We start from the raw sequence: 25,103 nt of genomic DNA, 5'->3' as shown, positions 1-25,103 counted from the left end.
GAGGAGTAATCATGAATTCGAATATCGAGACGTTGGCGACGGTTCGAATCGAGCCGACGGCAGATGTATACAAAATTGTCGACTTGTTGAACCGCACGTTGAAGGGCCAAGATTTAATGTTCGGTCTTGCTTTAGAGAAAAAAGTGAATGATCCGAAGAAAGAAGAGATGGTGTTCACCATCTATCGGACGGAATGACACGGAAGACCAAAGTAGTGGTTGCGTTCATGACGGCACTCATCGGTGTCGTCATCGTATTTAGTGGCATCTATTGGTTCACGGTCGGTCATACCGAGCGCACGAAAGACAAGATGATCGAGGCGGCACGCGAGCGTCTCGAGACCGAGCAACCGTCCGTCAACATCGAACGGGCCGAGCTGTATAACGGGACGGAACCGTACGTCGTCTTCGAGGAGACGGATCAAGTCCAGTTCGTGCCAGTCGATGACAAGTTGCCGATTGTGACGCGTGACATCGCGTCGGTCGACCTCGATCAAGTCTGTGCCGAATCGGTCACAGAAACGGGCGGGTCACTCGTCAGCTGTAAATACGGGTTTGACGAACGGGCCTTGATTGAGGTCGTGACGAAATCAGGCGCATCGTATACGTATTCGTATTATACGCTCCAAGCGGGCGAATTTATTCGACGGGTCCAATTGACGGACTCGTAACGAAACCAAGGGGGAGTTTTTGTGGAACATCTATTGGCACAACGTGTAAAGCAGTTGACACCTTCAACGACACTCGCCATCACAGCGAAAGCGAAAGCGTTAAAGGCTTCGGGACAAGACGTCATCGGCCTCGGCGCCGGGGAACCGGATTTCAATACGCCGGAACGTATCATCGAGGCAGCCTGTCAGGCCGCGCGCGATGGTGACACGAAGTATACGCCATCAGGCGGGACGGTCGAATTGAAAGACGCGATCATCGAGAAGACGAAGCGCGACAGCAACTTGACGTTCACGCGTGCGGAGGTCATGGTCGCCTCAGGTGCGAAGCATGCCCTCTATACATTGTTCCAAGCGATTTTAGATGAAGGCGACGAGGTCATCATCCCGGTACCGTACTGGGTCAGCTATCCGGAGCAAGTGAAGCTCGCGGACGGTGTCCCGGTCTACGTCGATACGAACGAGTCGACGATGTTCAAATTGACGCCAGAGTTGCTCGAGGCGGCCATCACGGATCGGACGAAAGCGGTCATCTTGAACAGTCCGTCGAACCCGACCGGTATGATTTATACCGAGGCCGAGCTGTCGGCACTCGCGGACGTCATCAAACGACACGACTTGCTCGTCGTCAGTGACGAGATTTATGAGAAACTCGTCTACGGCGATGCGGAGTTCGTCTCGATCGCGACGCTTCCAGGGATGTTGGAGCGGACGGTCATCATCAACGGCGTCTCGAAGTCACACGCGATGACCGGATGGCGCATCGGTTATGCGGTCGGCGATAAGACGATTATCGAGGCGATGACGAACCTCGCATCGCACTCGACATCGAACCCGACGTCAATCGCTCAAGCGGCGGCGGTCGAAGCGTATAACGGGCCACAAGACGACGTCGAGATGATGCGTGTCTCATTCGCGGAACGACTCGAGATCGTTTATGAGCGTTTGATTGCCATCCCAGGCATCACATGCTTGAAGCCGCAAGGCGCATTTTACTTATATGCCAACGCCAAAGAGGCGGCATCGATGAGCGGGTACGACTCGGTCGACGCATGGTGTGAGGCCGTGCTCGGCGAAGCGTTCGTTGCCCTCGTCCCAGGCTCAGGTTTCGGACAGGACGACTACGTCCGCTTGTCTTATGCAACAGAATTGAAACGGGTATTAGAAGCGCTCGATCGAGTAGAAGACTTCATTACACGTAACGCTCGATAAGCGAAAGGATGGATATGGATATGACAACAATTTCAATCAGCCAATTTAAAGATTACGAAGGCCAGACGGTCCGCGTCGGAGCCTGGATCGCCAACAAACGTTCGAGTGGAAAGATCGCTTTCCTTCAACTTCGTGACGGGAGCGGTTTCGCTCAAGCCGTCGTCGTCAAAGCCGATGTAGCCGAAGAGTTGTTCGCGCTCGCTAAAGGCGTGACGCAAGAAACTTCGGTCTGGGTCACGGGTACGGTCAAATCGGACGGCGGACGCACGCCGCTCGGCTTCGAGCTCGAAGTGACGGCGATGGAAGTGATCGCGGAATCGGTCGATTATCCGATCACACCGAAAGAGCACGGCACCGAGTTCTTGATGGACAACCGTCACCTTTGGCTCCGTTCGCGTCGCCAGCACGCGATCATGAAAGTTCGTAACGAATTGATTCGGGCGACGTATGAGTTCTACAACCAAGAAGGTTTCGTGAAAATCGATCCACCAATCATCACGTCGAGTGCACCGGAAGGCACGACTGAGTTGTTCGAGACAGATTACTTCGGACAACCGGCCTACTTGTCACAAACGGGCCAGCTATACATGGAAGCTGCCGCGATGGCACTTGGCAAAGTATTCTCGTTCGGACCGACGTTCCGCGCCGAGAAATCGAAGACGCGCCGCCACTTGATCGAGTTCTGGATGATCGAGCCGGAGATGGCATTCTTCGACCACGACATGAGCCTCGAGCTCCAAGAGCGCTACGTCTCGTATATCGCCAAATCGGCGCTCGAGAACTGCCGCAACGAATTGGAACTGCTCGGACGCGACTTGTCGAAACTTGAGAAAGTCCAAGCACCGTTCCCGCGTGTCCGTTACACCGATGCGATCAAGTTCTTGAAAGACGAAGGCTTCGACGACATCGAGTACGGCGACGATTTCGGTGCCCCGCACGAGACGGCCATCGCCAACGCGCATGACCTCCCGGTGTTCATCACACATTGGCCGAAAGACATCAAGCCGTTCTATATGAAAGTCGATCCGGAAAACCCGGAACTCGTCCTCTGTGCCGACTTGATCGCACCGGAAGGCTACGGCGAGATTATCGGCGGTTCGCAACGTGAAGACGATTACGACCGGTTGAAAGAAGAAATCATCAAAGAAGGTCTCGATGAGACGGACGCGTACGACTGGTACCTCGAACTCCGCAAATACGGATCGGTCCCGCACTCTGGCTTCGGTCTTGGCCTTGAGCGTACGGTCGCCTGGATTAGCGGAATCGAGCATATCCGCGAAGCGATTCCGTTCCCACGCCTCTTGAACCGCATTCACCCATAATCGCCAATCGGGGATGACTTCGTCTTCCCCGATTGATTTGTCTAGAAAGGATGTGCGACATGGATGCACATAATCTAATCAAGCTGTTCGAACAAAATCCAGTCGTCGTTCCGAGAAAATTGTTCACGGAGGCGCGTCGCCTCAACTTGAGTCCGGTCGAGTTCAATCTCGTCATCCACTTGCTTGAGATGACGGGGGAAGGCATTGAGATGCCGCTTCCGAGCGAACTCGGAGACCGGATGAACGTGGCCGAGAGCGAGGCTCGTTCCGTCTTGCTCGGCTTGCTCCAAAAAGAGTTGATCGCCATCGATGCGTCGACCGAGGTTGAACGATACAGTCTGCTCCCGTTGTTCCTTGCACTCGAAGAAGGGGCGACACCTGAAAAGTCGGCTCATTCTTTAAATGAGAACATCATTCATACGTTTGAGCGCGAGTTCGGGACGATTACCCCGTTCGAGATCGAACAGATTGTCGGTTGGTTGACCGAGGACGGCTTCAGTGAAGAGCTGATTATGGCCGCGCTTCGGGAAGCAAAGCTTCGCAACGTACGCAACTTTAAATATATGGACAAGATTCTCAGAGTGTGGCAAGACCACAACGTCGAGTCACTCGAGGACCTCGTCGATTATCAACGGAGGAAAAAGTGATGTTGACGAGAGCCCAATTGACCGAAGTGTCTGACACGATGCGTCGCATGTTTCCGGACGCCCACTGTGAGTTGACGCACCGTAATCCGTTCGAGCTTGTCGTGGCCGTGGCGTTATCGGCGCAGGCGACCGATGCACTCGTCAACAAAGTGACGCCTGGTCTGTTCGAGACCTATCCGACCGTCGAATCGATGGCTGCGGCTGACGTCGCCGACATCGAGGCGTTAATCAAGCGCATCGGTCTCTATCGGAACAAGGCGAAAAACGTGAAGGCGCTCTCGATGCAAATCGTGAAACGTCACGACGGGATCGTCCCGTCGGATCGCGAATCTCTCGAGGCGTTGCCTGGCGTCGGACGGAAGACGGCGAACGTCGTCTTGTCCGTCGCGTTTCACGAACCGGCATTCGCCGTCGACACGCACGTCGAGCGCGTCTCGAAACGTCTCGGCATCTGTCGTTGGAAAGATAACGTCCGTCAAGTCGAGGACACGCTCATGAAGAAGTTCCCGCGCGAAGAATGGTCACAGCTCCATCACCAGTTCATCTTCTTCGGCCGCTATCACTGCAAAGCGCAACGTCCTGCTTGCGAGACATGTCCGCTGCTCGATATGTGCCGCGAAGGGAAGAAACGAATGAAGTCCAAGCAAGCGACCGGACAATGAACGGAAGCGTCTTCCTGATCACGAAATCGGGAAGACGCTTCTTATACGTACGGGGGTATTTTTTGATATACTCAATCCAGCAACCAGTTGGCAAGGAGGATGTATATGAATCAACCACGTATCGGCGTCCGAGAAAATCGATTCAATTTTATACTGCTCGTCGTGACAAACTTCTTTGTCGGATCGATGGTAGGGCTTGAGCGGACAATCTTGCCTATTATCGGAGAAGAGGATTTTGCTCTCATCTCGACCAGTGCGGCACTCTCGTTTATCATCAGTTTCGGATTCTCGAAGGCGGTCGTCAATTACTTCGCAGGAGCCATCGCCGACCGATACGGTCGCAAAAAAGTGCTCATCTTCGGTTGGGCAATCGGGCTCCTCGTTCCCGTGCTCGTCATATCAGCATCGGCATGGTGGGTGATTATCGTGGCGAACGTCTTGCTTGGGGTCAACCAAGGGCTGACGTGGTCGATGACGGTCAATATGAAAATTGATTTGGCCAAACCGACGGAGCGGGGACTGGCGGTCGGACTGAATGAGTTCGCGGGTTATATTGGCGTCGCCGTGATGGCGGCGGTGTCCGGGATGGTTGCCGTCACATACGGCAGTCGGCCGGAACCGTTCTACATCGGTGTAGTCGTCGCCTTGATCGGTCTCACGTTATCGTTGTTCGTCCGCGATACGACGAAACAATTACAGCTTCAGTCTATAGGTCAACCTGAAAAGACACGTTCGCCGAAACAGGTATTCCTGGCGACGACATGGAGAGATCGTTCGCTCTCAAGCCTGACGGTAGCCGGTCTGTCGACCAATTTGAAGGACGGCATGGCATGGGGCTTGTTCCCGATTTATTTTGCCGCCCAAGGGCTGAGTCTCGCGGAGATCGGGCTGATCGTGGCGCTTTACCCCGCGGCATGGGGCTTCTTTCAACTGTTCACCGGTGTGTGGAGCGACCGCATCGGACGAAAAGGGTTGATTGTCGCAGGGATGTGGGTTCAGGCCGGCTCGCTATGGGCGATTCTCGTCATGACCGACTATTGGCAATGGGTGTTCGCAGCGGTCATGCTTGGCATCGGGACGGCGATGGTCTATCCGACGCTCCAAGCCTCAATCAGTGACGTCGCCGAACATTCGTGGCGCGCCTCGGCGATGGGCGTCTATCGTTTTTGGCGCGACAGTGGCTATGCGTTCGGGGCTATATTTGCCGGGCTGTTGACCGATGTCTTGTCCATCGGCTGGGCAATCGGATTGGTGGCCGTGATCCCGTTTTTGGCCGGCCTCAACGCGCTCATTCGTTTGCGGGAGACGCTCCCGGGCTTGCGCCGAACATAAAAACTGCCTTGCCGAATGATGATCGGCAAGGCAGTTTTTAGTGATTCCACGGATGGTCGCTCCATTCGCGGCGCTTTTTCGTAATCGGTACTTTTTTGAATCCCCAGTTGCGGAAATCTTGGTCAGGACTTTCTTTACGAATGTAAATCTTGTCCTTGATGGCTTTGAAGATGCGGTTCTCATCCCCATAATGGACGAACCGTGGTTTTACTTCGATGACGCCGCGACGCACGCGCGAGAGCGGGAGGCAGACGAGGTCAGCGATTTCGAGACCTGACTGATACACCGTGTTCTGCTTCTCTGAAAAGATGAAGCCTTTGATTTTTTGACGGCTCTTCTCGACGTCGAGATGGACCGTCCCCGAATTGAAGATATCGAAGAACGCTTTTTGGATGAGCAAGTTCTGATAGTCATCCCGTGACTCCAAGACGACGCGGGCGCTGACGGCTTCCGTCTCTTCCAAAAACGCATAGAACGACTTCATCAAATGAGCGAATGCGACGACGTACGGGTCTTTCGGTGTCGAGTAGAAGTCATGGAGCTTTTGTTTATCGACCTCGACGCTGACGATCGTACAGTCGATATCGCGCAAGAAATCAGGCAACTTGTTCCAGAAATCACGAAGCATATCGATCGTGATGCCGTCTTCTTTCCCGTACGGATGCTCGGCTTTTAAAATCTCTTTTAAATGGAGCGGGATATTTTCTGTCTTGAACACGTCACGTTTGAAGGCGTGTAACCGACGTTTCAATTCGCAAGGCATGCCGGCCTCGTCGGCATCAATCGCATATTTATATTCCATCAATACGCCGGTCAGATTGAATTGCGTGTTCCCCTTTGGCGTTCCCGTCTCATCGACGAACATGACATACTTCTTTTGTGTTTCCATCTTACTCCTCCAACCATGGCTCTACTGCTTATAAAAGCGGGCCTGCTAATTGTTTATCAACCTTGGTTTACACTATTTATTGCACACTTTTTAGAAACTTCCGTCAATCTGCGTTTAATCCGCCCTGATTATGGCTAATAAGTAGAAGACTTATTTCAGAAAAATAAATAGCTTCTCCGTAACAAGGTCGTGTCAATTTGACTACACAATGCACTACATACTAGTTTAACATACGGGAGTTTGGTACGATATGGATTGCGGAAAATCCACACAGGAGTCGAGCGACAGAACTCGACAATCAGACTTCAGACGGAAGGAACGGCTGGGCGAACCTGTTAAACTAGATATTAGGGGTGACGACATTGTTCCATTATCCAAACGGAAAAAAGCCGCAACCTTCGGCTGGGCCGGCCCGATCGAATCCGCAGACGTATGCGAACCGAGGCATGAACCTCGAGACGCTACTGAACGACACGAACGAGTTTTATCGGCTCCACAGCCGGGCGGTCATCCATAAGAAACCGACGCCGCTGCAAATCGTGAAAGTCGATTATCCGAAACGGAGCGCGGCGAAAGTGACCGAGGCGTATTTCAAGCAAGCATCGACGACCGATTATAATGGGGTGTATCGCGGCAAGTATATCGATTTCGAGGCGAAAGAGACGAACAATAAAACGTCGTTTCCGCTCGGAAACTTCCACGACCACCAAATCCATCACATGCGCGAGTGTGAGCGGCATGGAGGGATTTGTTTTGTCATCATTCGGTTTAGCCGCTATAATACGCAATATGTGTTATCAACGGAGCAATTATTAGTCTGGTGGGAACAGCGCGAATCAGGACGCAAGTCGATTCCGCTCTCCTATATCGAGCAAGAAGCAATTGAAGTTCCAACCCGGGCGATGCCGGCCATCGATTATTTGACGGCGATTGAAGCATGGCTCGATTGAAATAGAAGGAGTGAAGCGTGAATGGAACGAAGTCGGATGGCACGTCGACAAGACACGACGAGCAATAAACGTAAACCAGCGGCCAAAAAGCCGAAACCAAAAGCGAAGAAGTCGAAGTTTCGGCGCATAATAACGATTTTAGGGATTTTATTCATCATCGGCGTCATCGCCGGCGGCGCATACACCGCGTATGCGATCGCGACAGCACCACCGCTCGATGAAGAGAAATTGGTCGATACGTACCCGATTCAGCTGTTATCGGCTGAAGGTGAACCGCTCGAAGAAAACGGACAGATTCGCGAGTACGTCTCAATTGACGATATCTCGGAAGTGATGCAACAAGCGGTCATCTCGATTGAGGACCGTCGTTTCTATGAACATAACGGGGTCGACTTGCGTCGCATCGGCGGCGCCGTGCTCGCGAACGTGACCGACGGCTTCGGGGCCGAAGGTGGTTCGACGATCACGCAACAGCTCGTCAAGCAGTCGTTCTTATCAACGGATAAAAAGTTGAAACGGAAACTGCAAGAGCAGTGGCTCGCCATCAAACTTGAGCGCGAGTACACGAAAGAACAGATTTTAGAGATGTACTTGAACAAAAACTATTACGGTTCAGGGGCATGGGGTGTCCAAGCGGCTTCGAAGACATACTTCAATAAGCCGGTCTCGGAAGTGAACTATCAAGAGGCGGCCATCTTGGCCGGTCTCCCGCAACGTCCGAGCGCCTATGATCCGATCAGTGGTGACCAAGAACTCACGCGTTACCGTCAAGAGCAAGTGCTCTCTTCGATGAAGCGTGACGGTCACATCACGGAAGAACAGTACAACGAGGCGCTCAACGTCGAGATTGCGGACATCATCTCACCAGGTGCCCAGTCAGAAGAAGAGTCGTATACACGTTCGATTTACGCCCGCGTCCAAGCCGAGCTCGAGGAAGACTACGGTCTCGAGCAGGCCGATATTTACGGGACGGGCTTGAAAGTATATACGTCAATCAATAAAGACTTGCACACGAAGTTCAATAGCGACATTAAGAACGATAACGTCAACCTTCCAACAAGTGAGTTCCCAGAAGATCTTCGTATGGGTGCGACCGTGCTGAATACGAAGACGGGTGAAATCGTCGCCGTCATTGACAGCGAACAAGCGAAACAAGGCGATAAGAACTATCGCGACTATTCGCGCGAGAAACGCCAAATCGGTTCCACGGCGAAGCCGTTCTTCGATTACGGTCCAGGGATTGAGAACGCACAGTGGTCGACTGGGAAAATTTTGATGGATAAACCGTTTCCTGAAGATGAGTTTAACCCGAAAAACTATTACTTGGATTACCGCGGTGCCAACACGATGCGCTACTACTTGACGATTTCCGGTAACACCCCGGCCGTCCGTGCCTTCTATGAAGTGCGTGATGAGTTCGGTCAAGAAGCGATTCAATCGTTCGTCGAGAACGTCGGCATCGAGCCGTCGATGTCAGGCGACGAGATGAACGCCTCGAACGCGCTCGGGACGGCGGAAGCAAGCACGACGCAAATGGCAGCCGCCTATGCCGCGCTCGGCACGAACGGAATGTATACGAAACCGCACTTGATTCAAAAAATCGAGTTCAATGACGGCTCAACCATCAACTCGCCGATCAAAGCGAAGCAGGCGATGGAAGACTATACGGCGTATATGTTGACAGACATGCTCCGTGACGTCGTCAGCGGTTCGAACGGGACGTATGAGCCAGGCGCTTTCCCATATGACGTCGCTGGGAAAACAGGCACGACGAACGATAAAAACGGTGACGAAAAGGATAAATGGTTTACGGGCTATACGACCGACTACTCGATTTCGGTATGGTCGGGACGTTCAAATGATGTACCAGTCTCGGAGTTTAAACCGAACTACGCCCAGTACTACTTCGAGTACATGATGCAAGAAGTGACGAACGCGACGGGACAACCGGACCGCTTCCAGCAACCGGAATCGGTGCTCTCGCTCGGCAACGAACTGTACGTCAAAGGGACGAAACCGAAAGATTTACAGCCGGATAAACTGGCCGCTCCGACCGGCGCATCGATTGACTACGATGTGCCAGGTGAGACAGGCACACTCTCGTGGTCGTATGACACGCAAGGTGTACAAGCCGCTGGCTATCAAGGTCTTTCGTTCACCGTGACGGAGACACGTCCCGACGGTAGCGAACGTGTCGTCGGGACGACCGAAGACACGAGCATCGCTATCGCCGGTCTGGCGGAAGGGCAGACTACGTTCACGATTGTCGCCAACGCGACGAATGCGCTCGTCGGCGATCAACAATCGAGCCCGCTCCAAACGTCTTATACGGTCGAACGAGGCGAAGAGCCTCCGGCCGAAGAGGAAGAAGAACCAGCCACGGAAGAGACGCCGCCTGAAGAGGAAGGCGAACCGACCGATGGCGAAAATACTGAGAACAACGGCAATAACGAGAATAATGAAAACAGCGAAAACAATGAGAATAACGGCAACGACACGAACACCGAAGACGAGAATACGGAACCACCGACCGAAGAAGAACCACCAGCCGATGAGACTGATGGGGAAGCGGATACGAATGGAGACGTCAGCCGTCAATCGACAGACTCGAATAGCCAGGGTAACGGCAACGGGAATGGCAACGGTGGTCGTGACTAAAACCGACTCACAGCAAACAGGGCGACATCAGCGCCCTGTTTTTCTGTTTCGTTTGCTATAATGAAAAGAAAGCGAATAGGATGGTGACACATGGTACAACTCTCACTGAAACGCAAGATGAAAGTGTTGTTTGTGATCGACCGACTGCAAGACGATGATTTAGGTATTCCGTTACACGGTATCAACGGCTTGAAAATGAGCCGATTGCTCGTCGAGGAGTCGATTCCGTTCGGACGTTTGATTGATGATCAAGCTGTGGCCGAGGCCAGTGGCCATCCTTATTTGAAACGAATCGGCGTCGAGACGATGTTCCTCGGCGACGAAACATTCTATCCAGAACTTCTGCGGGGCAAGCGTCAAGCGCTCTCGACGCATGAAGATTATCATAAAGCGGTGCAGCGTTACACGAAACACTTGCAAGCCGTTCATTCGAAATGCACGAAGCTACATACCATCGTCTTGTTCGGACGGTCGACGCAACGGTTGTATGACGATGCGATCATTCGACTCGAAGAAGAGAATGGACATGTTGCCGACGCCTTCAAAGAAATGGATGTGCTGCGTTTACCTGCTGTCCATCGGCTCGTACGCGATGAACGGATCGGCGAAGTGAAAGCAATCGTGGAGCGACTAGCACCTTCGAAATCGTAAAGAAGGTGAACCTCATGCGGAAAAAACGTTCCGTGGAAGAAATGATCCATATGCTCAAGACCGACCCGGGCTTTTCTCAAAACGTGACACATTGGCATACAGTCGAGGCGAAACCGGCCCGCTACGCACCGATTCCGTCGAGTGTGCCGCCAGATCTCGTCCGGGTGCTGCATGGCCGGGGAATTGAACAACTGTACACCCATCAAGCCGAAGCAATCGAGCAGACGTCGCGTGGGAACTCGACGGTCATCGTCACACCGACCGCATCCGGGAAGACGCTCTGTTACAATCTACCCGTCCTGTCGAAAATGATTGAACAACCGAACGCTCGGGCGCTCTATTTGTATCCGACGAAGGCGCTCGCGCAAGACCAAAACAGCGATTTGATGGAGATGGTCGAAGCGCTCGAGGGCGACTTGCGTTGCTTCACCTATGATGGCGACACAGCACCGGCAGCCCGAACGAAAGTACGGGACGCCGGCAATATCGTCATCACGAATCCAGATATGCTGCATTCCGGCATCTTGCCGCATCATACGAAATGGATTCGCTTGTTCGAGAATTTGGAGTATATCGTCGTCGATGAGCTTCATACGTATCGCGGCGTGTTCGGTAGCCATGTCGCCAACGTCTTCCGCCGCCTGAAACGGATTTGCGCCTATTACGGGAGTCATCCGAAATGGATTATGACGTCGGCGACGATTGCCAACCCGGTCGAGCTGGCTGAACTGTTGACGGAAGAAGACGTCGTCCTCGTCGACAATAACGGGGCGCCACAAGGCAAGAAGCATTTGATTTTCTATAACCCGCCCGTCGTCAATGAAGCGCTCGGCATTCGCCGGAGCGCGACGCTCGAGACGAAGCGCATCGCCTCCAAACTCGTCGAGGCGGACATCCAGACGATCGTTTTCGCCCGCTCACGCGTCAGGGTCGAAGTGTTGTTGACGTATTTACAAGAATTGACGCGGCGCGAGCTCGGTCCAAAGTCGATTGTCGGGTACCGAGGCGGTTACTTGCCGTCGGAGCGTCGCGAAATCGAGCGCCGGCTCCGTAACGGGGAGATTAAGGCCGTCGTCTCGACGAATGCGCTTGAACTCGGCGTCGATATCGGTCAATTGCAAGCGTGTGTGTTGAACGGCTATCCGGGAACGGTCGCCTCGATGTGGCAACAAGCCGGCCGGGCCGGACGCCGTCATTCCGAGGCGCTCGTCATCTTCGTCGCCTCATCGTCATCGCTCGACCAACTCGTCGTCGAACAACCCGATTTGATTTTAGACCGGTCTCCGGAAGCGGCTCGTCTCGACCCGAACAATTTAATCATCCTCGTCGACCATATGAAATGTGCCGCCTTCGAACTGCCTTTCCAGAAAGGGGAGCGGTTCGGCACAGTCGAGACGGAAGAGATTCTCGATTTCTTGACGGACGCCCACATTTTGCACGAACGGGCCGATAAATATTATTGGATGACCGATGCGTTCCCGGCCCATGACATCTCGCTTCGGACGAGTGACCAAGAGAACGTCGTCATCGTCGATCAAACCGCGAAGAACCAAGTCATCGGTGAGATGGATACGTTCAGCGCGATGACATTGCTCCACGACGAAGCCATCTATTTACATGGCGCCGAGCAGTATCAAGTCGAACGTCTCGATTTCGAAGAGAAGAAAGCGTACGTCCGACGCGTCGACGTCGACTACTATACGGACGCCAATTTGGCAGTCGAACTGAAAGTGTTGGAAGAGAACAAGACGACCGGCGTGAAGACGTTCGGGGAAGTGTCGGTCATCGCGATGGCGACCCTGTTCAAGAAAATCAAGTTCGGGACGCATGAGAATATCGGTTCCGGACCGATTCACTTGCCGGAGCGGGAACTTCATACGACCGCGACATGGTTCACGCTCGACGAACGGTTCGCCTACTCGGAAGCCGACATGGAAGACCAGCTCGAGGCGGTCAGCGATTTGTTGCGACGCCTAGCCCCGCTCTATTTGATGTGTGACACGCTCGATCTGTTCACGACGATTCAAATGAAAGCGACCCATACGAATAAACCGACCGTTTATTTATATGACCGCTATCCGGGCGGCATCGGGCTGAGCGAAGCACTTTATCGCGACGCCGATGAGGTCTTGGATGCGGCCATTCGAACGGTCGACGATTGTCCGTGCGAGAGCGGTTGTCCGCGCTGTGTCGGAATGATCGGCTACGGTGACTTTAAACAGCAGGTCGTCAGACAGTTGCAAGCATTGAAAGGAACGATATGAAAGCAAAACTATCACGACTCATTAAAACGAATGAACCGAAACAGGTGACCGTGACGCCGGACGACGTTGAACAGGCGAAGTGGCGCGAGCGCGGCGGAGAGATTTTGACGTTCGAACAAGAGTGGTGCGTCCGCTTGAAACAGATTTATCCACTCGATGAGACGTATCATGACTATACGTTCGGAGAGGCGAAAGCCTCGCTCGCGACATCGACCCATCCGTTCTTTCAAGTCGATGTGCCATCTGAACAGGTATTGTTCATGGACACCGAGACGACCGGGCTTCGCGGCTCCGGCACCTCAATCTTTTTAATCGGCTTCGCGCGCTTCCAAGACGATCATCTGGAGATGATTCAGTACGTGTTGCCGCACCCGGCATTCGAGACGGCGTTCTACTATCACTTCTTGAATGACATCGGCGACGAGGTTCGTTTCGTGACGTATAACGGCAAGTCGTTCGACTGGCCCCAAATCAAAACAAGGCATACGTTTGTCCGTTCGAAAGTGAAGGCGCTCCCGGCCGTCGGCCACGTCGATTTGTTGCATGCCTCACGTCGTCTGTTGAAACCGACACTTGAATCGGTCTCGCTCAAAGCGGTCGAGGCCCACTTCGGTCATGCCCGGACGGACGATATGCCTGGCTTTTTGGCGCCGATGCACTATTTTCAATACGTGAAAGAACGGAAACCGGATATCATCCAGCCCGTCATCGAACACCACCATGCTGACTGTTTGAGTCTTGTCTCACTCTATAAACGGCTCTGTCATCTCGTCGAAGCCGATGAGACGCCGTTCGGGGAAGAGCGGGCCCACTGGTTGAACGATCTCGGTAACGCCGAGGCGGCGCTTCAAGAATATGAGCGGCTTGAACAACCGACGAAACGTGCCTTGATGCGTCAAGCCCTGCTGTTAAAACGGACCGGCCAGATGGAGCAGGCGTTGCCGCTGTTCGAACAGGTCGGTACGGTCGAGGCATTCGTCGAGTTGGCGAAATATGCCGAACATCATCAAAAAGACATCAACCGAGCCATCACGTTCACCGAGCAGGCGCTGACGCTCTCGGAACGGAAAGAGACGGTGCTTCGACAGACCGCCTTGACCGAGATGCGGGCACTCCGTCACCGGATGAATCGGTTAGAAAGGAAGCGGTCATGAAAGTTGTCGCCATCACAGGATATCGGCCACATGAGCTCGGCATCTTCAAAGCCGACCATCCTGGCATCGATATCATCAAAGAAGCTTACGAGCGAAAAATAATGGAAGCGATCGAGCTTGGGGCCGAATGGTTCATCTTTAGTGGCACGAACGGTTGTGAATTGTGGGCTGGAGAAGTATTGTTAGAGTTAAGAGAATCTTATCCAATCAAAATTGCCGTGTTTCCACCTTTTTTACAGATGGAAGAGAAGTACAAGCCGTTTGAACAAGAACTGTTCATCCGCTTGCAGCTCGAGGCTGACTTTTTTGAACCGCTGACCCAACGTCCGTACGAGGACCCGAGCCAATTGCGCGCAAAAACCGCCTTCTTTTTGGACAAAGCAGCAGGATTAATCACGCTGTATGACGAAGAGACGGGGGGAAGCCCTCGTTTTCTCGTCGAAGGGGCTAAACGAAAACACCAGATGGAGTTATTCTTGATTACGCCGGAAGAGTTACGTGTAATCGAAGAAGAAAAACAATGGGAACAACATTGGGAGTGAAAATCATGCAGACCGAACTAACAGCTGAAGCCATTTATAAACAAGAATTCAAGACGGCCCTCCGTGGCTACTCACAAGAAGAAGTCGACCAGTTTTTGGACGTCGTCATCCGTGATTACGAGAAGATGACGAAAGAAATCGAACGGTTGCGCCAAGAGAACGAGTCGCTCCGTCGCGGTTCGAACGAACAAACAGCAGAACCGGTCAAACCGGCCCAGCCTGTCGCGTCGAACTATGATATGTTGCGTCGCATCTCGAATTTAGAAAAGGCCGTCTTCGGAAAACAGGTCGGTCCAAGCGAATAAAGGGAGGAGGTGGAGAAGATGTTACAAGTATTGACGGCCGTCAAGAAAGAACCTGAGAAACGACAGACGAAAGGCTTGTTCCGCACGAAAGAAGAAGTCATCGCACCACCGAAATCGTACACGGACGAGATCGTCGAGATCATTCGTCATACATGTCGCTTTGATTGGATGATGATTGAACACGTCCAGCTCGGTGATGACGTGCTCGATTATGTGTTGGTCGGACCGAAAGGCGTCTTTTTAGTCCGCATCAACCGGACGACGTCGGCCGTCCATATGACGAACCGGGATTGTCGTCTCGAGACGCCGCTCGGTTGGAAAAACATCTATCCGCATCCGATGGAAGAACTTGAGCGGATGACGAAGCACGTCCGGAGTGTCTTGAAGAGGCAATGCGGACAAGCTGTCCCCGTCACGTCATTTTTAATATTCCCGGAGACACCACGTCTCAAAGTGGAACGCATCAAAGCGAACTGTGCCGAGACGTTCGATGTGATTGACGATGTCATCACGAAGACGAAGCTCGAGCTGTTGTCTGAGGCGACGATTAAACACATCGCCTACTATTGCTCGGAGCGGCAAGTACATAAATGAAAATGGCGCTGAAGAGTCAGCGCCATTTTCATTGTGCCCGGTCGGACAAATACAAAGGCTGCAGACGATGTTAATGTCTACAGCCTGACACAACGGCGCTGTAGTCTCAGCGCCATTTTTATTTCAATAATTGTCGAGCCTTCTGTTCGTCTTTGCGATGGACGAACAAGGCGACCCGGTCGTCCAAGTTTTTGGCGAGCGGGCGGAACAGGCGGCCGGTCGGCAAACCGTGCTCGACGCGACACGTGATGCCTTGTTCTGTTAAGTACGTATAGTCGTCAAGCAGCGCCTCGCCTTGTTTGCCGAACGCCTCACCGAAGCGGACCCACTGCAAATTGCGGACGGCGCGGATCGAGACGAGCACAACGAATGTGATGCCTAAGACGATAATTAAAATAGTTTCCAAATTCAAAGCGTTCAACCCCTTCTTTACCTAATTTTAAGGGCGCAACCGCTTGAAAGCAACAACGATGGACCGGTATACTCAAAAGAAAGTGGGGGATGACTATGAAAACAACGATTCAATCGCGTCGCGAAGCCGTGACGCTGCTAGAAGACAAGCACGTGCTCTACATCCGCATCCATAACGGACAGACCGGGATGATCAAACAGACCGATGATGGCATCATCGTCGCAATCCCGAATGAAGAGACGGACAAAGTCGATTTTCGCAAGTTGGAAGATATCGAAGCGTTCGAGGCGTTTTATGACTTGACGCTGTCGAAACCAGGGACGCTTTATTACAATCAAGCGTAAACAAAAGCTCCACTCAAATCCGAGTGGAGCTTTTGTTATGGGGACGGCAACCAAGCTGCCATTGTCGCTTGTAGCGCTTCTGGGCGAAGGTGCCGCTGCTTGTGGAGCAGATAACCGTCTGGACGGATGACGAGGACGCCGCGTTTCATGAACAGCGATTTCGCGAGCTCGTTGCCTTGATCGAAGAAGGGACGGCTCGTCTTCGACAGCGTGATGATTTGGAAGAACGATTGATGGTCGTTCAAATAGTCATACAACGCGCTCGCGTCCCGTTTATCGTCGTCGAGCACGAGCACTTGGAAGCGGCCGTCGGCGACTTCTGAAATCTTCGTGCGGAGCCCGTCGTCCGTCCGGATAATCTCGATCTCCGGGAAAATTTTGCCTTCGGTGACGCGTAAGAACGGGACGCGGGAATGTCCAGGATATGACAAGTGTAACTGGGCAATCCGTTCCGTGATTTTTTGGTTGATGAGATTGACGCGCGTAAAGACGTCGGCGCCTAGCGCTTGGAACGGCAGTAGGACTGGGAGCGTCGTCTGCAACACTTCGGTCGCCACGTTCGTCGTCTGCAGGACGTTACGGGCCACATGTTCGCGCTCATCGCGATATGAATCGACGACGCGGAACGGGGCACCCGCCTTCAAATGAAGCCACAGCTTCCAGCCGAGGTTGAACGAATCGGCGATGCCGGTATTCATCCCTTGTCCGCCGACAGGTGAATTGATATGGGCGGCGTCACCCATGAGAATGACGCGATTGTGAATGAATGAGTCAACCATGCGGTTATGGACCCGGAACAATGAGAACCATTCGACCTCGTCGATTTCGACATCCATATGGCTGCGCTGTTCGATCAACTCACGCAATTCCGCCTCGCTGAACGACTCATCGCTCGCGAGATTGCCGGTGATGCGAATCGTGTCGTCCGTGAGCGGGAAGACTTCCAATACACCGCGGTCCGAAAAGAAAATATGCACCTCTTCACGCGAGATGTTCCATTTGGCTTTCATGTCGGCGAGCACCCACGATTCCTTGAACGATTTTCCGCTGAACGGCAGAGCGAGCATGCGTCGAATCGAACTGTTCGCTCCGTCGGCCGCCACGACATATTTGGCCTCGATTGTCCGGTTTGAGTCTGACTCCAAATGTGCGAGCACACGAGACGGGTAATGAGTCAGTGACACGAGCGCTTCGCCACGCTGGACGTAATGCCCGTGCTCGTTTAACGCCGCCTCGAGAATTGCTTCGGTCTCGTTTTGACGGAGCAACGTCACGAACGGATAGGGCGTGACGAGACGGGAGAATTCGAGCTTGGCCGTCCATTGCCCTGAAAAATATAGATTTCCTTTCTCGATGGTCCGCGCCCGGTCGAGCACTTCTTTGGCGACATCGAGACGAGAGAAGACTTCAATCGTCCGCGGTTGAATCCCGATGGCGCGGGAGTTGTTCGACGGTGTCGTCTTGCGATCGATGATTTCAAATGAGATTCCATATCTGGCTAACGTCAGCGCGAGCGTGAGTCCGGTCGGGCCCGCCCCGACAATCAATACATCAACTTGTTTGTCCACCACATCTACCATCTCCTATCATTAATAATGATATTTCCGACATTTGATGCGTTTAAACGAGGAGACAACGGTGGAACTGTAGAAACATAGAGAATGAGGTGGAGAACATGAAACAATCGTGGATCACGGAACAACAATTGCGTGACAGTTTTTCGATGGAAGAGAATTATGAACAGACGGCTGCCGTATTGATTCCTTTGGTCGAGGTCGATGGAGCGTGGCATGTCATCTTTGAAGTGCGCGCCCATACGATGCGGCGCCAGCCTGGAGAAATCTCATTCCCGGGCGGCCGTCTCGATCCTGGCGAGACCCCGGTCGAGGCGGCTGTTCGTGAGACGAGTGAGGAGCTATTGCTCGCGATGGAAGAGATTGAAGTGATCGGTCGCCTGCAACCCCTCGCAACGCCACATCGGCAACTGATCTATCCGTTCGTCGGAGTGATTCCGAAGGTCCCAGACGTCCGTCACACCGATGAAGTCGACCATCTGTTCTCAATCCCGGTCGAGACGTTGCTGTTGCTCGACCCGTTCCACGGCGAGATGGAATGGACGATGAATCCTGATCAAAATATTCCGTTTGACCGGATGGCGAATGCTAAAGCGTACGAAAAACGGGTAATTAAAATGAGAGAACCTTTTTATGAACATGAAGACTACATTATTTGGGGATTGACTGGAAAAATTTTGACACAATTTATTAAACGGCTTAAAGAAAACGTATTCAAACCGATATAATTTCGTTATAATGATAGAAACAAATTTAAGATTGGAAGTGAATGGGTGTGTCTGTAGAATTCGTTGTGGGTGATATCGTCAAGTCAACTCGTGAAGGTTGGGTCGCAGAAGTGACTGCCGTATTGACCAATACGGTCATCGGGGACGTTTCCATCATGGAAGAATTTCAACAGCTTGGTCTCGAATTCGAGAAGCAAGTTTTACTGAAAAAAGATTTGGAATTGATCGAACGCGCCAGCTGACCTTTTAATCGAAAGGGATGATTCAGGTGTCCATTGACAAAAAAGTTCGTGAATGGGAAGAGGCCGGTTTACTGGATGAAGTGACCGGTCAGCGCTTGGTCGAGTATGAACATAAGAAGTTGGCGGTCGGTGACAAACGTGAGCACAAACCGCCTATTCTTGTGATTATCGGATCGATTTTGCTCGCACTTAGTCTATTCAGTTTTGTCGCGGCCAATTGGCAAGCGATTCCTGATCTTGTGAAAGTCGCCATTTTTCTCGTGTTTATGGTCGGGATGTATGTGACCGCCGAACGCCTGCAAGTGAAAGCGTCACGCTATGTCACGCTATTCCGACTGTTAGGCGTCGCCTTTTTCGTCGCCACGATGATCGTCATTTTCTCGACGTATAATCTTTCCTCGCAAATTCCGTTCTTATTCTGGTTATTCCTTGCCGTCGCCGTCATGCACAAATTGATTTTCAAACATCCGATTTTTACGTTTTTGGCCGCACTCGCCGCCTTTTTGGCGATCACGAATAGTTTTCAAGGCATCGGCATCACGTTGATTGCGTTCGGATTGATCGTGACGTGGGTCTGGTTCCATTATGGGGACAATGAACTCGATCGCATTTTCGCCTGGTTCGGCTTCTACGGCCTATTGATCACGATTGGTCAGTACGCCGACTATGAAGGCCGCTTTTGGCCGCTATGGGCACTCGCTGCGCTACACGTCTTGTTTCTCGTTTATCGGGAGCGGGCCCAATGGAACTATCTGTACCTCTTCGTCGCTGCCGTCCTATCGATCGGCTATTTGATTAATGCGACGGAAGGCTGGTTGTCGCAACGAACACCGTCGGTCATCGAGGCGACAATCCTTTCGATCGTCCTCGTCGCCGTCTATTTGTTGCACCGACGTCCAGATTTGATGTGGGTCAGCCTGCTCGCCGTCATCCCCTTCTCATTGTTCGAGGATACGGGCATCTTGCTGGCCATCCTGCTTGAAGCGGTCGCCCTCGCTTATCTCGTCTATCAAGACCACAATCGCAAACCGATCGTGCTCGCCTTCATCTATTTCTTACTCGTTCAAATGACGATCTACTTCATCTATGTGTGGGATAAACTTGATATTTCACTCTTCTTCCTCATCGGAGCATTGATCGTCTTCGCATTGTCGCTCGCCTTGTGGTGGCGCAGCCGTAGTCGTACGACGAGAGGGGATGCTCAGACATGAAACGATTGACGCCTTGGCTAGTACCGATTGTGCAAGTGTTGATTGCCGTCGGGTTTATACTGCTCGTCTATGCGGTCTCCTGGTTCGGTGAGACGTATACGTTCAAAGCGACCTCCTACGAACCGTACGACCCGTTTTTCGGAGACTTCGTCTATTTGGAGTATGACTCGTTCGAAGGAAGACAAGATGTCGAGTCAGGGACAGTATACGTCTCATTCAAAACGGGGGACGATGGATATGCGACCATTGACCGGGTCAGTTCACGGCCGTTCTTTGGGGGCACTCGGGCCAACTATTACGACCGCCAAGTATATATTGATGATATGAGTTCGTATCGTGTCGCTGAGGAAGAGACATCAGCAATCGAAGGGGCGAAGACGTTCGAAGTGGACGTCGACGTGGCACCTTGGGGCATGGTAAGACCTCACGATTTGCGCTCGACCGAAGCTGAAACAGAATGACAATCAGATTACAGATTTGTTACACGAAATGTTGTAACGAATCTGTAATTTTTTATAAAAACGCTTGGTAGCGCTATGTTTCTTGTAAATGTTACAGATTGTAACCGACAGAGAGTCGATGTGTCAGAAATATTTCACTTCATCAAAATCCCTTCTCGGGGTCGGACGGGCATGGTAAATTAACTCCTGTTCGTTAGATGACGAGAAAGGTGCTGACCTATTGATTATGCATTCCTTAAAATACATGATGACTGTCCTACTTATGGCTGTGGGAACGTTCGCGTTTGCCGCGACGGCCGATGCCGCCCAAATCGGGATTGGGACGGAACAAAAAATTGTCCAAAACCCACTTGAATTGGAACGAAAAGCGATCGAGCAAGAACGCCAGCAAAAGATTGCACGAGAAAAACGACTAGCCGAACAGAAACGGATCGCGGAAGAAAAACGTGTCGCTGAAGCGAAACGGATTGCGGAAGAAAAACGTGTCGCCGAAGAGAAAGCCGAGCGAGAGCAGGCAGAGCGTGAAGCAAAAGCAGAACGTTTGGCCGAAGAGAAACGTGTCGCTGCCGAGCAGGCACGACAAGAAGAAGCGAAACATCAAGCCGCAACTTCGAAAAAGCAATCGACGGTGTCGACAACGACTGCAACTCCAGTCTCGACGACAGGACGCTCCATTCAAGCCGAGTCGACGGCGTACACGAACGATGCAGCCGATAACGGCTCATACGGGGGCCGCGTCTTGACGGCAACCGGTCATGATGTCACGGATTCGATTTTCTATAACGGCATGCGTATCATCGCCGTCGATCCAGCCGTCATCCCACTTGGAACGATTGTTCAAATCGAAGGTGTCGGTCAAGCGATCGCCCTGGATACGGGTGGACGCATCAAAGGAAATATCGTCGACTTGCTCGTCGACACGAAAGACGAGGCCATTAACTGGGGTCGTCGCCACATCACGATTACACTTCCATAACAGCAGGTTCTCCTTCAGGAGGACCTTTTTTGTGCCTTGCTTCATGTTTTTGCTTATCGGCAGTGGCCATACGCACCAGATAGCACGTCCGATTGTTTAACAAACGTTGGAAACGGGCAAACTAATATTTGACTTTCATGAAAAAGTTACGAGCCGAGGAGGGGTAGAGTTGATAGAATTTCAAAATGTGTCCAAGCGCTACGAAGACGGTACGCTAGCCGTCAAAGACTTGGATTTGACAGTCCGTAAAGGAGAGATTTTTGTCTTAATCGGGCCATCGGGGTGCGGGAAGACGACGACGATGAAGATGGTGAATCGACTGATTGACCATACAGATGGAAAAATCCTCATCGACGGGAAAGAGATTTATCAATTCGATATATACGAGTTGCGACGCAACATTGGTTATGTGCTTCAACAAATTGCCTTATTCCCTCATTTAACGGTCGAGGAAAATATTTCTGTCGTTCCCGAATTATTGAAATGGCCTAAACAGAAGACGAAGGACCGCGTGACCGAACTCATGAACATTGCAGGGCTGGATCCGGTCTTGCGAGTGAAAAAGCCGACGGAACTATCCGGTGGACAGCAACAACGCGTCGGCGTACTGCGGGCGCTTGCAGCCGATCCGGAAGTCATCTTGATGGATGAACCGTTCTCGGCGCTCGATCCGATTAGCCGAGGTCAACTTCAAGATGATATTAAACGCTTGAACGATGAGCTCGGGAAGACGATTCTGTTCGTGACCCATGACATGCAAGAAGCGATGAAACTTGGGGATCGCATCGCCTTGATGCGTGATGGCGAATTGGTCGTTATCGGTACTCCAGATGAAATCAGAGCGAGTACGGATCCGTTCGTCCTCGACTTTACACAACGTGGAAGAGGTGAGGTAGATGCTTGAGACATTTCAAAACCGGCGTGGCGAACTCGTCGAGGCGCTGATTGAGCACTTGCAGCTCTCCGTCGTATCACTCTTGATAGCCGTCTTAATCGCCGTTCCGCTCGGGATTTGGTTGACGCGTCGCAAGAAAGTGGCCGAGACCGCCATCGGCGTTACCGCCATCATTCAAACGATTCCTTCTTTGGCGCTCCTCGGTCTTATGATTCCGCTCGTCGGGATTGGTGCCTTACCGGCGACGATTGCCCTCGTGTTATATGCCTTGCTCCCGATTTTACGAAATACTTTCACCGGGCTGAACGAGGTCGATAAATCGCTCATCGAAGCGGCCAGGGCTTGTGGGATGAAACCGAACCAAAGTTTGATGAAAGTCGAACTCCCGCTCGCGCTACCGGTCATCATGGCCGGGATTCGAACGGCGATGGTGCTGATTGTCGGAACGGCGACGCTCGCCGCCCTCGTCGGCGCAGGTGGGCTCGGGACGTTAATCCTGCTCGGAATCAACCGGAACGACAACTATTTGATTCTGCTCGGGGCAATCCCAGCCGCCATCCTTGCCTTGTTGTTCGATTTCTTACTTCGCCAAATGGAAGGCGCGACGGCAACCCGCAACAAGACGAAATTGATTGCAGTCTCGACCGTGTTGGCGCTCATCGTCGCGGCCCCGCTCGCTTTCGGTCGAACACAACAGACCGATCTCGTCATCGCCGGGAAACTTGGGCCAGAGCCTGAGATTTTAATGAACATGTATAAACTATTGATTGAAGATCAGACCGATTTGTCCGTATCTGTCCGCCCGAACTTCGGAGAGACGACGTTCGTCTGGGGTGCACTGCAATCCGGAGATGTCGACATCTATCCGGAGTTCACGGGAACGGTGCTCGCCAGTCTCGTAAAAGAGACACCGAACTCGAACGATGCCCGTGAAGTGTATGAACAGGCTCGAGACGCGCTCGCCGATGACGGCTATGCGTTGCTTGAACCGATGCAGTTCAACAACACATACGCCATCGCGATCCCACGCGACTATGCCGAGCAAGAAGACATCACCGCCATCTCGGATTTACGAAACGTTCAATCGGATATTAAGGCCGGATTCACGCTCGAGTTCACAGACCGTGAAGACGGATACCCGGGACTGCAACAAGCGTATGGTCTCGATTTCCCGTCGGTCGTCTCGATGGAACAAAAGTTGCGCTATCGTGCCATCGCACGTGGAGACGTCAACCTCGTCGATGCGTATGCGACCGACCCGGATATCGCCGAGAACGAATTGCTTGTCCTCGAGGACGACCAACAGTTCTTCCCACCTTACCAAGGAGCTCCGTTAGTGAAACAAGAGACGCTCGATGAACATCCGGAAATCGAGGATGCCCTCAACCAATTGGGTGGTAAAATTACTGACGAAGAGATGTCTGAATTGAACCGTCGCGTCGCGTACGGGAATGAACGGGCGTACGACGTCGCGAAGGACTTCTTGGAGCAGGCTGGTCTGTTATGAGAGCATTGATTATCTCCAATCCCACGTCTGGCGGGAACGAGACGATGCTCGGTGAGGTCGTCGGGACGATTGAATCGTTATACGATGAGATTTTGATTCGGAAGACGCTCGCGCAAGGAGACGCCGGTCGCTTCGCCGAAGAGAGCGGGGCTTACGAGCACTTGATTGTCATCGGCGGGGACGGGACGCTTCATGAGGTCGTCAATGGCTTGATGAAGCTTCCGCGAGATGAACGGCCGACAATCGGTCTGATTCCGGCCGGCACGTGTAATGATTTCGCCCGTGCCCTTGCGCTACCGGTCGAACCAATCGAGGCGGCCCGTTTGTTCAAGATGAGTTACGCACAATCGGTCGATGTGATGCGAGTCAACGAACGGTACGGGCTCAACTTCATCGGGGTCGGCCTGATCGCGGACGCGTCGAGACAAATCGATCCGCTCCAAAAAGAATCACTCGGGTCGATTGGTTACTTTTTAGCGACGATCCGGCAGTTTCGTGAACTCGATCCGTTCGATGTTCGCATCGAACACGGTGGGGAAGTCGTCCACGATGGACCAGTCAGCTTCCTATATGTAGGGAACGGGGCTTATCTCGGGACGGTACCGACGAAACTCCCGACCCAGTCGTTCACGGACGGACTCGTCGAGGTCGTCCATAGTTCCGCCATCGGCTTCCCGATGATTCGTCAATTGTTGACCCAACAGCTCGGACTCGAACAGTCGTCTCCGGAATGGGTGCATCTACAGATGTCTCAACTGACCGTCCATTTAAATGAATCTCAAATCATCGACGTCGATGGGGAGCACTTCGAGGCGGAACGGCTGGACGTCGATGTCCTGCCAAGAGAGTTGTCATTTCTCGTCCCGTCACACTAAAAATCGATAAAAATTGCTGACAGAGAAAA

26 protein-coding genes and 1 pseudogene are annotated in these 25,103 nt (G+C 52.5%); 24 read left to right on the top strand and 3 right to left on the bottom strand.

Translation table 11 applies throughout. The features are described from left to right. Positions 1-11 precede the first annotated feature (11 nt). From KNP82_RS02625 to KNP82_RS02595, 7 genes are all read left to right on the top strand, one after another. The gene (locus KNP82_RS02625; RefSeq protein WP_021067223.1) at positions 12-197 is read left to right on the top strand and encodes a YpmA family protein; all 186 of its coding nucleotides are present in this window, start codon (positions 12-14) and stop codon (positions 195-197) included. Between the two features lie 29 nt (positions 198-226). Beyond that, a complete protein-coding gene (locus KNP82_RS02620; RefSeq protein ID WP_236355676.1) occupies positions 227-670 on the top strand; it encodes a hypothetical protein in 444 nt (147 codons plus the stop codon). 21 nt (positions 671-691) lie between these two features. Then, on the top strand, positions 692-1,879 hold the full coding sequence (locus KNP82_RS02615) for a pyridoxal phosphate-dependent aminotransferase (protein ID WP_214755844.1): 1,188 nt from the start codon (positions 692-694) through the stop codon (positions 1,877-1,879). A 20-nt stretch (positions 1,880-1,899) separates the two neighbouring features. Next, positions 1,900-3,201 (top strand): asparagine--tRNA ligase, encoded by a 1,302-nt coding sequence (gene asnS, locus KNP82_RS02610; protein ID WP_021067226.1) that lies wholly within the window; start codon positions 1,900-1,902, stop codon positions 3,199-3,201. Positions 3,202-3,260: 59 nt separating this feature from the next. Then, positions 3,261-3,848, top strand: a complete 588-nt coding sequence (locus tag KNP82_RS02605; protein WP_021067227.1) for a DnaD domain-containing protein — start codon at positions 3,261-3,263, stop codon at positions 3,846-3,848. Further along, the gene (gene nth / locus KNP82_RS02600; protein WP_214826953.1) at positions 3,848-4,510 is read left to right on the top strand and encodes an endonuclease III; all 663 of its coding nucleotides are present in this window, start codon (positions 3,848-3,850) and stop codon (positions 4,508-4,510) included. Before KNP82_RS02605 ends, nth begins: the two co-directional genes overlap by 1 nt. A gap of 105 nt (positions 4,511-4,615) precedes the next feature. After that, positions 4,616-5,842: an MFS transporter gene (locus KNP82_RS02595; RefSeq protein ID WP_214799539.1), complete on the top strand. Its 1,227-nt coding sequence runs from the start codon at positions 4,616-4,618 to the stop codon at positions 5,840-5,842. Between the two features lie 37 nt (positions 5,843-5,879). Here KNP82_RS02595 and KNP82_RS02590 read toward each other — a convergent pair whose 3' ends face one another. Beyond that, positions 5,880-6,731 carry a DUF3800 domain-containing protein gene (locus KNP82_RS02590; protein ID WP_021067230.1) on the bottom strand — a complete coding sequence of 284 codons (852 nt, stop codon included), beginning with the start codon at positions 6,729-6,731 and terminating at the stop codon, positions 5,880-5,882. A 353-nt stretch (positions 6,732-7,084) separates the two neighbouring features. Here KNP82_RS02590 and recU point away from each other — a divergent pair, with 353 nt between their 5' ends. From recU to KNP82_RS02550, 8 genes are all read left to right on the top strand, one after another. Further along, positions 7,085-7,681, top strand: coding sequence for a Holliday junction resolvase RecU (gene recU, locus KNP82_RS02585; RefSeq protein WP_029595649.1), 597 nt, complete (start codon positions 7,085-7,087; stop codon positions 7,679-7,681). A 21-nt stretch (positions 7,682-7,702) separates the two neighbouring features. Next, on the top strand, positions 7,703-10,339 hold the full coding sequence (locus KNP82_RS02580; protein ID WP_214755847.1) for a transglycosylase domain-containing protein: 2,637 nt from the start codon (positions 7,703-7,705) through the stop codon (positions 10,337-10,339). 90 nt (positions 10,340-10,429) lie between these two features. Continuing rightward, a complete protein-coding gene (locus tag KNP82_RS02575) occupies positions 10,430-10,990 on the top strand; it encodes a hypothetical protein (RefSeq protein WP_251128618.1) in 561 nt (186 codons plus the stop codon). A gap of 14 nt (positions 10,991-11,004) precedes the next feature. Beyond that, on the top strand, positions 11,005-13,254 hold the full coding sequence (locus KNP82_RS02570) for a DEAD/DEAH box helicase (protein ID WP_214826951.1): 2,250 nt from the start codon (positions 11,005-11,007) through the stop codon (positions 13,252-13,254). Then, a complete protein-coding gene (locus KNP82_RS02565) occupies positions 13,251-14,408 on the top strand; it encodes a ribonuclease H-like domain-containing protein (RefSeq protein ID WP_214826941.1) in 1,158 nt (385 codons plus the stop codon). Before KNP82_RS02570 ends, KNP82_RS02565 begins: the two co-directional genes overlap by 4 nt. Continuing rightward, positions 14,405-14,950, top strand: coding sequence for an SLOG family protein (locus KNP82_RS02560; protein WP_021067236.1), 546 nt, complete (start codon positions 14,405-14,407; stop codon positions 14,948-14,950). Before KNP82_RS02565 ends, KNP82_RS02560 begins: the two co-directional genes overlap by 4 nt. 5 nt (positions 14,951-14,955) lie before the next feature. Next, on the top strand, positions 14,956-15,255 hold the full coding sequence (gene gpsB, locus KNP82_RS02555; protein WP_214826938.1) for a cell division regulator GpsB: 300 nt from the start codon (positions 14,956-14,958) through the stop codon (positions 15,253-15,255). A gap of 18 nt (positions 15,256-15,273) precedes the next feature. Further along, positions 15,274-15,849: an NERD domain-containing protein gene (locus tag KNP82_RS02550; protein WP_214713747.1), complete on the top strand. Its 576-nt coding sequence runs from the start codon at positions 15,274-15,276 to the stop codon at positions 15,847-15,849. 118 nt (positions 15,850-15,967) lie between these two features. Here KNP82_RS02550 and KNP82_RS02545 read toward each other — a convergent pair whose 3' ends face one another. Beyond that, positions 15,968-16,261, bottom strand: coding sequence for a hypothetical protein (locus KNP82_RS02545; RefSeq protein WP_021067239.1), 294 nt, complete (start codon positions 16,259-16,261; stop codon positions 15,968-15,970). Positions 16,262-16,356: 95 nt separating this feature from the next. Between KNP82_RS02545 and KNP82_RS02540 the strand changes: the two genes are divergently transcribed. After that, positions 16,357-16,605 carry a hypothetical protein gene (locus KNP82_RS02540; RefSeq protein ID WP_021067240.1) on the top strand — a complete coding sequence of 83 codons (249 nt, stop codon included), beginning with the start codon at positions 16,357-16,359 and terminating at the stop codon, positions 16,603-16,605. Positions 16,606-16,640: 35 nt separating this feature from the next. Here KNP82_RS02540 and KNP82_RS02535 read toward each other — a convergent pair whose 3' ends face one another. Next, on the bottom strand, positions 16,641-18,176 hold the full coding sequence (locus KNP82_RS02535) for an FAD-dependent monooxygenase (protein ID WP_483299304.1): 1,536 nt from the start codon (positions 18,174-18,176) through the stop codon (positions 16,641-16,643). Positions 18,177-18,328: 152 nt separating this feature from the next. Between KNP82_RS02535 and KNP82_RS02530 the strand changes: the two genes are divergently transcribed. The 8 genes and pseudogenes from KNP82_RS02530 to KNP82_RS02495 all read left to right on the top strand — a co-directional run bounded on the left by KNP82_RS02530 (position 18,329) and on the right by KNP82_RS02495 (position 25,074). Then, positions 18,329-18,907, top strand: a complete 579-nt coding sequence (locus KNP82_RS02530; protein WP_483299305.1) for an NUDIX hydrolase — start codon at positions 18,329-18,331, stop codon at positions 18,905-18,907. Positions 18,908-18,948: 41 nt separating this feature from the next. After that, the gene (locus KNP82_RS02525) at positions 18,949-19,149 is read left to right on the top strand and encodes a DUF2187 family protein (RefSeq protein ID WP_021067243.1); all 201 of its coding nucleotides are present in this window, start codon (positions 18,949-18,951) and stop codon (positions 19,147-19,149) included. 17 nt (positions 19,150-19,166) lie between these two features. Continuing rightward, the gene (locus KNP82_RS02520) at positions 19,167-20,360 is read left to right on the top strand and encodes a DUF2157 domain-containing protein (protein WP_214755855.1); all 1,194 of its coding nucleotides are present in this window, start codon (positions 19,167-19,169) and stop codon (positions 20,358-20,360) included. Further along, a complete protein-coding gene (locus KNP82_RS02515; protein ID WP_214799546.1) occupies positions 20,357-20,821 on the top strand; it encodes a GDYXXLXY domain-containing protein in 465 nt (154 codons plus the stop codon). Before KNP82_RS02520 ends, KNP82_RS02515 begins: the two co-directional genes overlap by 4 nt. A gap of 262 nt (positions 20,822-21,083) precedes the next feature. Continuing rightward, entirely contained in the window at positions 21,084-21,797 is a 714-nt protein-coding gene (locus KNP82_RS02510; protein WP_021067246.1) for a 3D domain-containing protein, read from the top strand. Between the two features lie 169 nt (positions 21,798-21,966). Next, a pseudogene (locus KNP82_RS02505) lies at positions 21,967-22,683 on the top strand (ABC transporter ATP-binding protein); the annotation flags it as partial. Positions 22,684-22,693: 10 nt separating this feature from the next. Continuing rightward, the gene (locus tag KNP82_RS02500) at positions 22,694-24,199 is read left to right on the top strand and encodes an ABC transporter permease/substrate-binding protein (protein WP_021067248.1); all 1,506 of its coding nucleotides are present in this window, start codon (positions 22,694-22,696) and stop codon (positions 24,197-24,199) included. After that, positions 24,196-25,074, top strand: coding sequence for a diacylglycerol/lipid kinase family protein (locus tag KNP82_RS02495; RefSeq protein WP_029595632.1), 879 nt, complete (start codon positions 24,196-24,198; stop codon positions 25,072-25,074). The genes KNP82_RS02500 and KNP82_RS02495 overlap by 4 nt, the downstream gene beginning before the upstream one ends. The last annotated feature ends 29 nt before the right edge of the window (positions 25,075-25,103 follow it).

This window comes from Exiguobacterium sp. s26 (assembly GCF_018618235.1).
GTDB classification, from domain to species: domain Bacteria; phylum Bacillota; class Bacilli; order Exiguobacteriales; family Exiguobacteriaceae; genus Exiguobacterium; species Exiguobacterium chiriqhucha.
Note: the sequence above shows the minus strand (reverse complement) of the source record. Positions and strands in the feature narration are given on the sequence as shown.

Excerpts from the sequence above, each read along its gene's own strand:
- KNP82_RS02515 (WP_214799546.1), top strand. The coding sequence starts at position 20,357 with ATGAAACGATTGACGCCTTGGCTAGTACCGATTGTGCAAGTGTTGATT.
- KNP82_RS02605 (WP_021067227.1), top strand. The coding sequence starts at position 3,261 with ATGGATGCACATAATCTAATCAAGCTGTTCGAACAAAATCCAGTCGTC.
- KNP82_RS02525 (WP_021067243.1), top strand. The coding sequence starts at position 18,949 with ATGGGTGTGTCTGTAGAATTCGTTGTGGGTGATATCGTCAAGTCAACT.
- KNP82_RS02550 (WP_214713747.1), top strand. The coding sequence starts at position 15,274 with ATGTTACAAGTATTGACGGCCGTCAAGAAAGAACCTGAGAAACGACAG.
- KNP82_RS02530 (WP_483299305.1), top strand. The coding sequence starts at position 18,329 with ATGGAAGAGAATTATGAACAGACGGCTGCCGTATTGATTCCTTTGGTC.
- gpsB (WP_214826938.1), top strand. The coding sequence starts at position 14,956 with ATGCAGACCGAACTAACAGCTGAAGCCATTTATAAACAAGAATTCAAG.
- KNP82_RS02620 (WP_236355676.1), top strand. The coding sequence starts at position 227 with ATGACGGCACTCATCGGTGTCGTCATCGTATTTAGTGGCATCTATTGG.
- asnS (WP_021067226.1), top strand. The coding sequence starts at position 1,900 with ATGACAACAATTTCAATCAGCCAATTTAAAGATTACGAAGGCCAGACG.
- KNP82_RS02565 (WP_214826941.1), top strand. The coding sequence starts at position 13,251 with ATGAAAGCAAAACTATCACGACTCATTAAAACGAATGAACCGAAACAG.
- KNP82_RS02580 (WP_214755847.1), top strand. The coding sequence starts at position 7,703 with ATGGAACGAAGTCGGATGGCACGTCGACAAGACACGACGAGCAATAAA.
- KNP82_RS02625 (WP_021067223.1), top strand. The coding sequence starts at position 12 with ATGAATTCGAATATCGAGACGTTGGCGACGGTTCGAATCGAGCCGACG.
- KNP82_RS02575 (WP_251128618.1), top strand. The coding sequence starts at position 10,430 with ATGGTACAACTCTCACTGAAACGCAAGATGAAAGTGTTGTTTGTGATC.
- KNP82_RS02595 (WP_214799539.1), top strand. The coding sequence starts at position 4,616 with ATGAATCAACCACGTATCGGCGTCCGAGAAAATCGATTCAATTTTATA.
- KNP82_RS02590 (WP_021067230.1), bottom strand. The coding sequence starts at position 6,731 with ATGGAAACACAAAAGAAGTATGTCATGTTCGTCGATGAGACGGGAACG.
- KNP82_RS02500 (WP_021067248.1), top strand. The coding sequence starts at position 22,694 with ATGCTTGAGACATTTCAAAACCGGCGTGGCGAACTCGTCGAGGCGCTG.
- nth (WP_214826953.1), top strand. The coding sequence starts at position 3,848 with ATGTTGACGAGAGCCCAATTGACCGAAGTGTCTGACACGATGCGTCGC.
- KNP82_RS02520 (WP_214755855.1), top strand. The coding sequence starts at position 19,167 with ATGATTCAGGTGTCCATTGACAAAAAAGTTCGTGAATGGGAAGAGGCC.
- KNP82_RS02560 (WP_021067236.1), top strand. The coding sequence starts at position 14,405 with ATGAAAGTTGTCGCCATCACAGGATATCGGCCACATGAGCTCGGCATC.
- KNP82_RS02510 (WP_021067246.1), top strand. The coding sequence starts at position 21,084 with ATGGCTGTGGGAACGTTCGCGTTTGCCGCGACGGCCGATGCCGCCCAA.
- KNP82_RS02540 (WP_021067240.1), top strand. The coding sequence starts at position 16,357 with ATGAAAACAACGATTCAATCGCGTCGCGAAGCCGTGACGCTGCTAGAA.
- KNP82_RS02495 (WP_029595632.1), top strand. The coding sequence starts at position 24,196 with ATGAGAGCATTGATTATCTCCAATCCCACGTCTGGCGGGAACGAGACG.
- KNP82_RS02570 (WP_214826951.1), top strand. The coding sequence starts at position 11,005 with ATGCGGAAAAAACGTTCCGTGGAAGAAATGATCCATATGCTCAAGACC.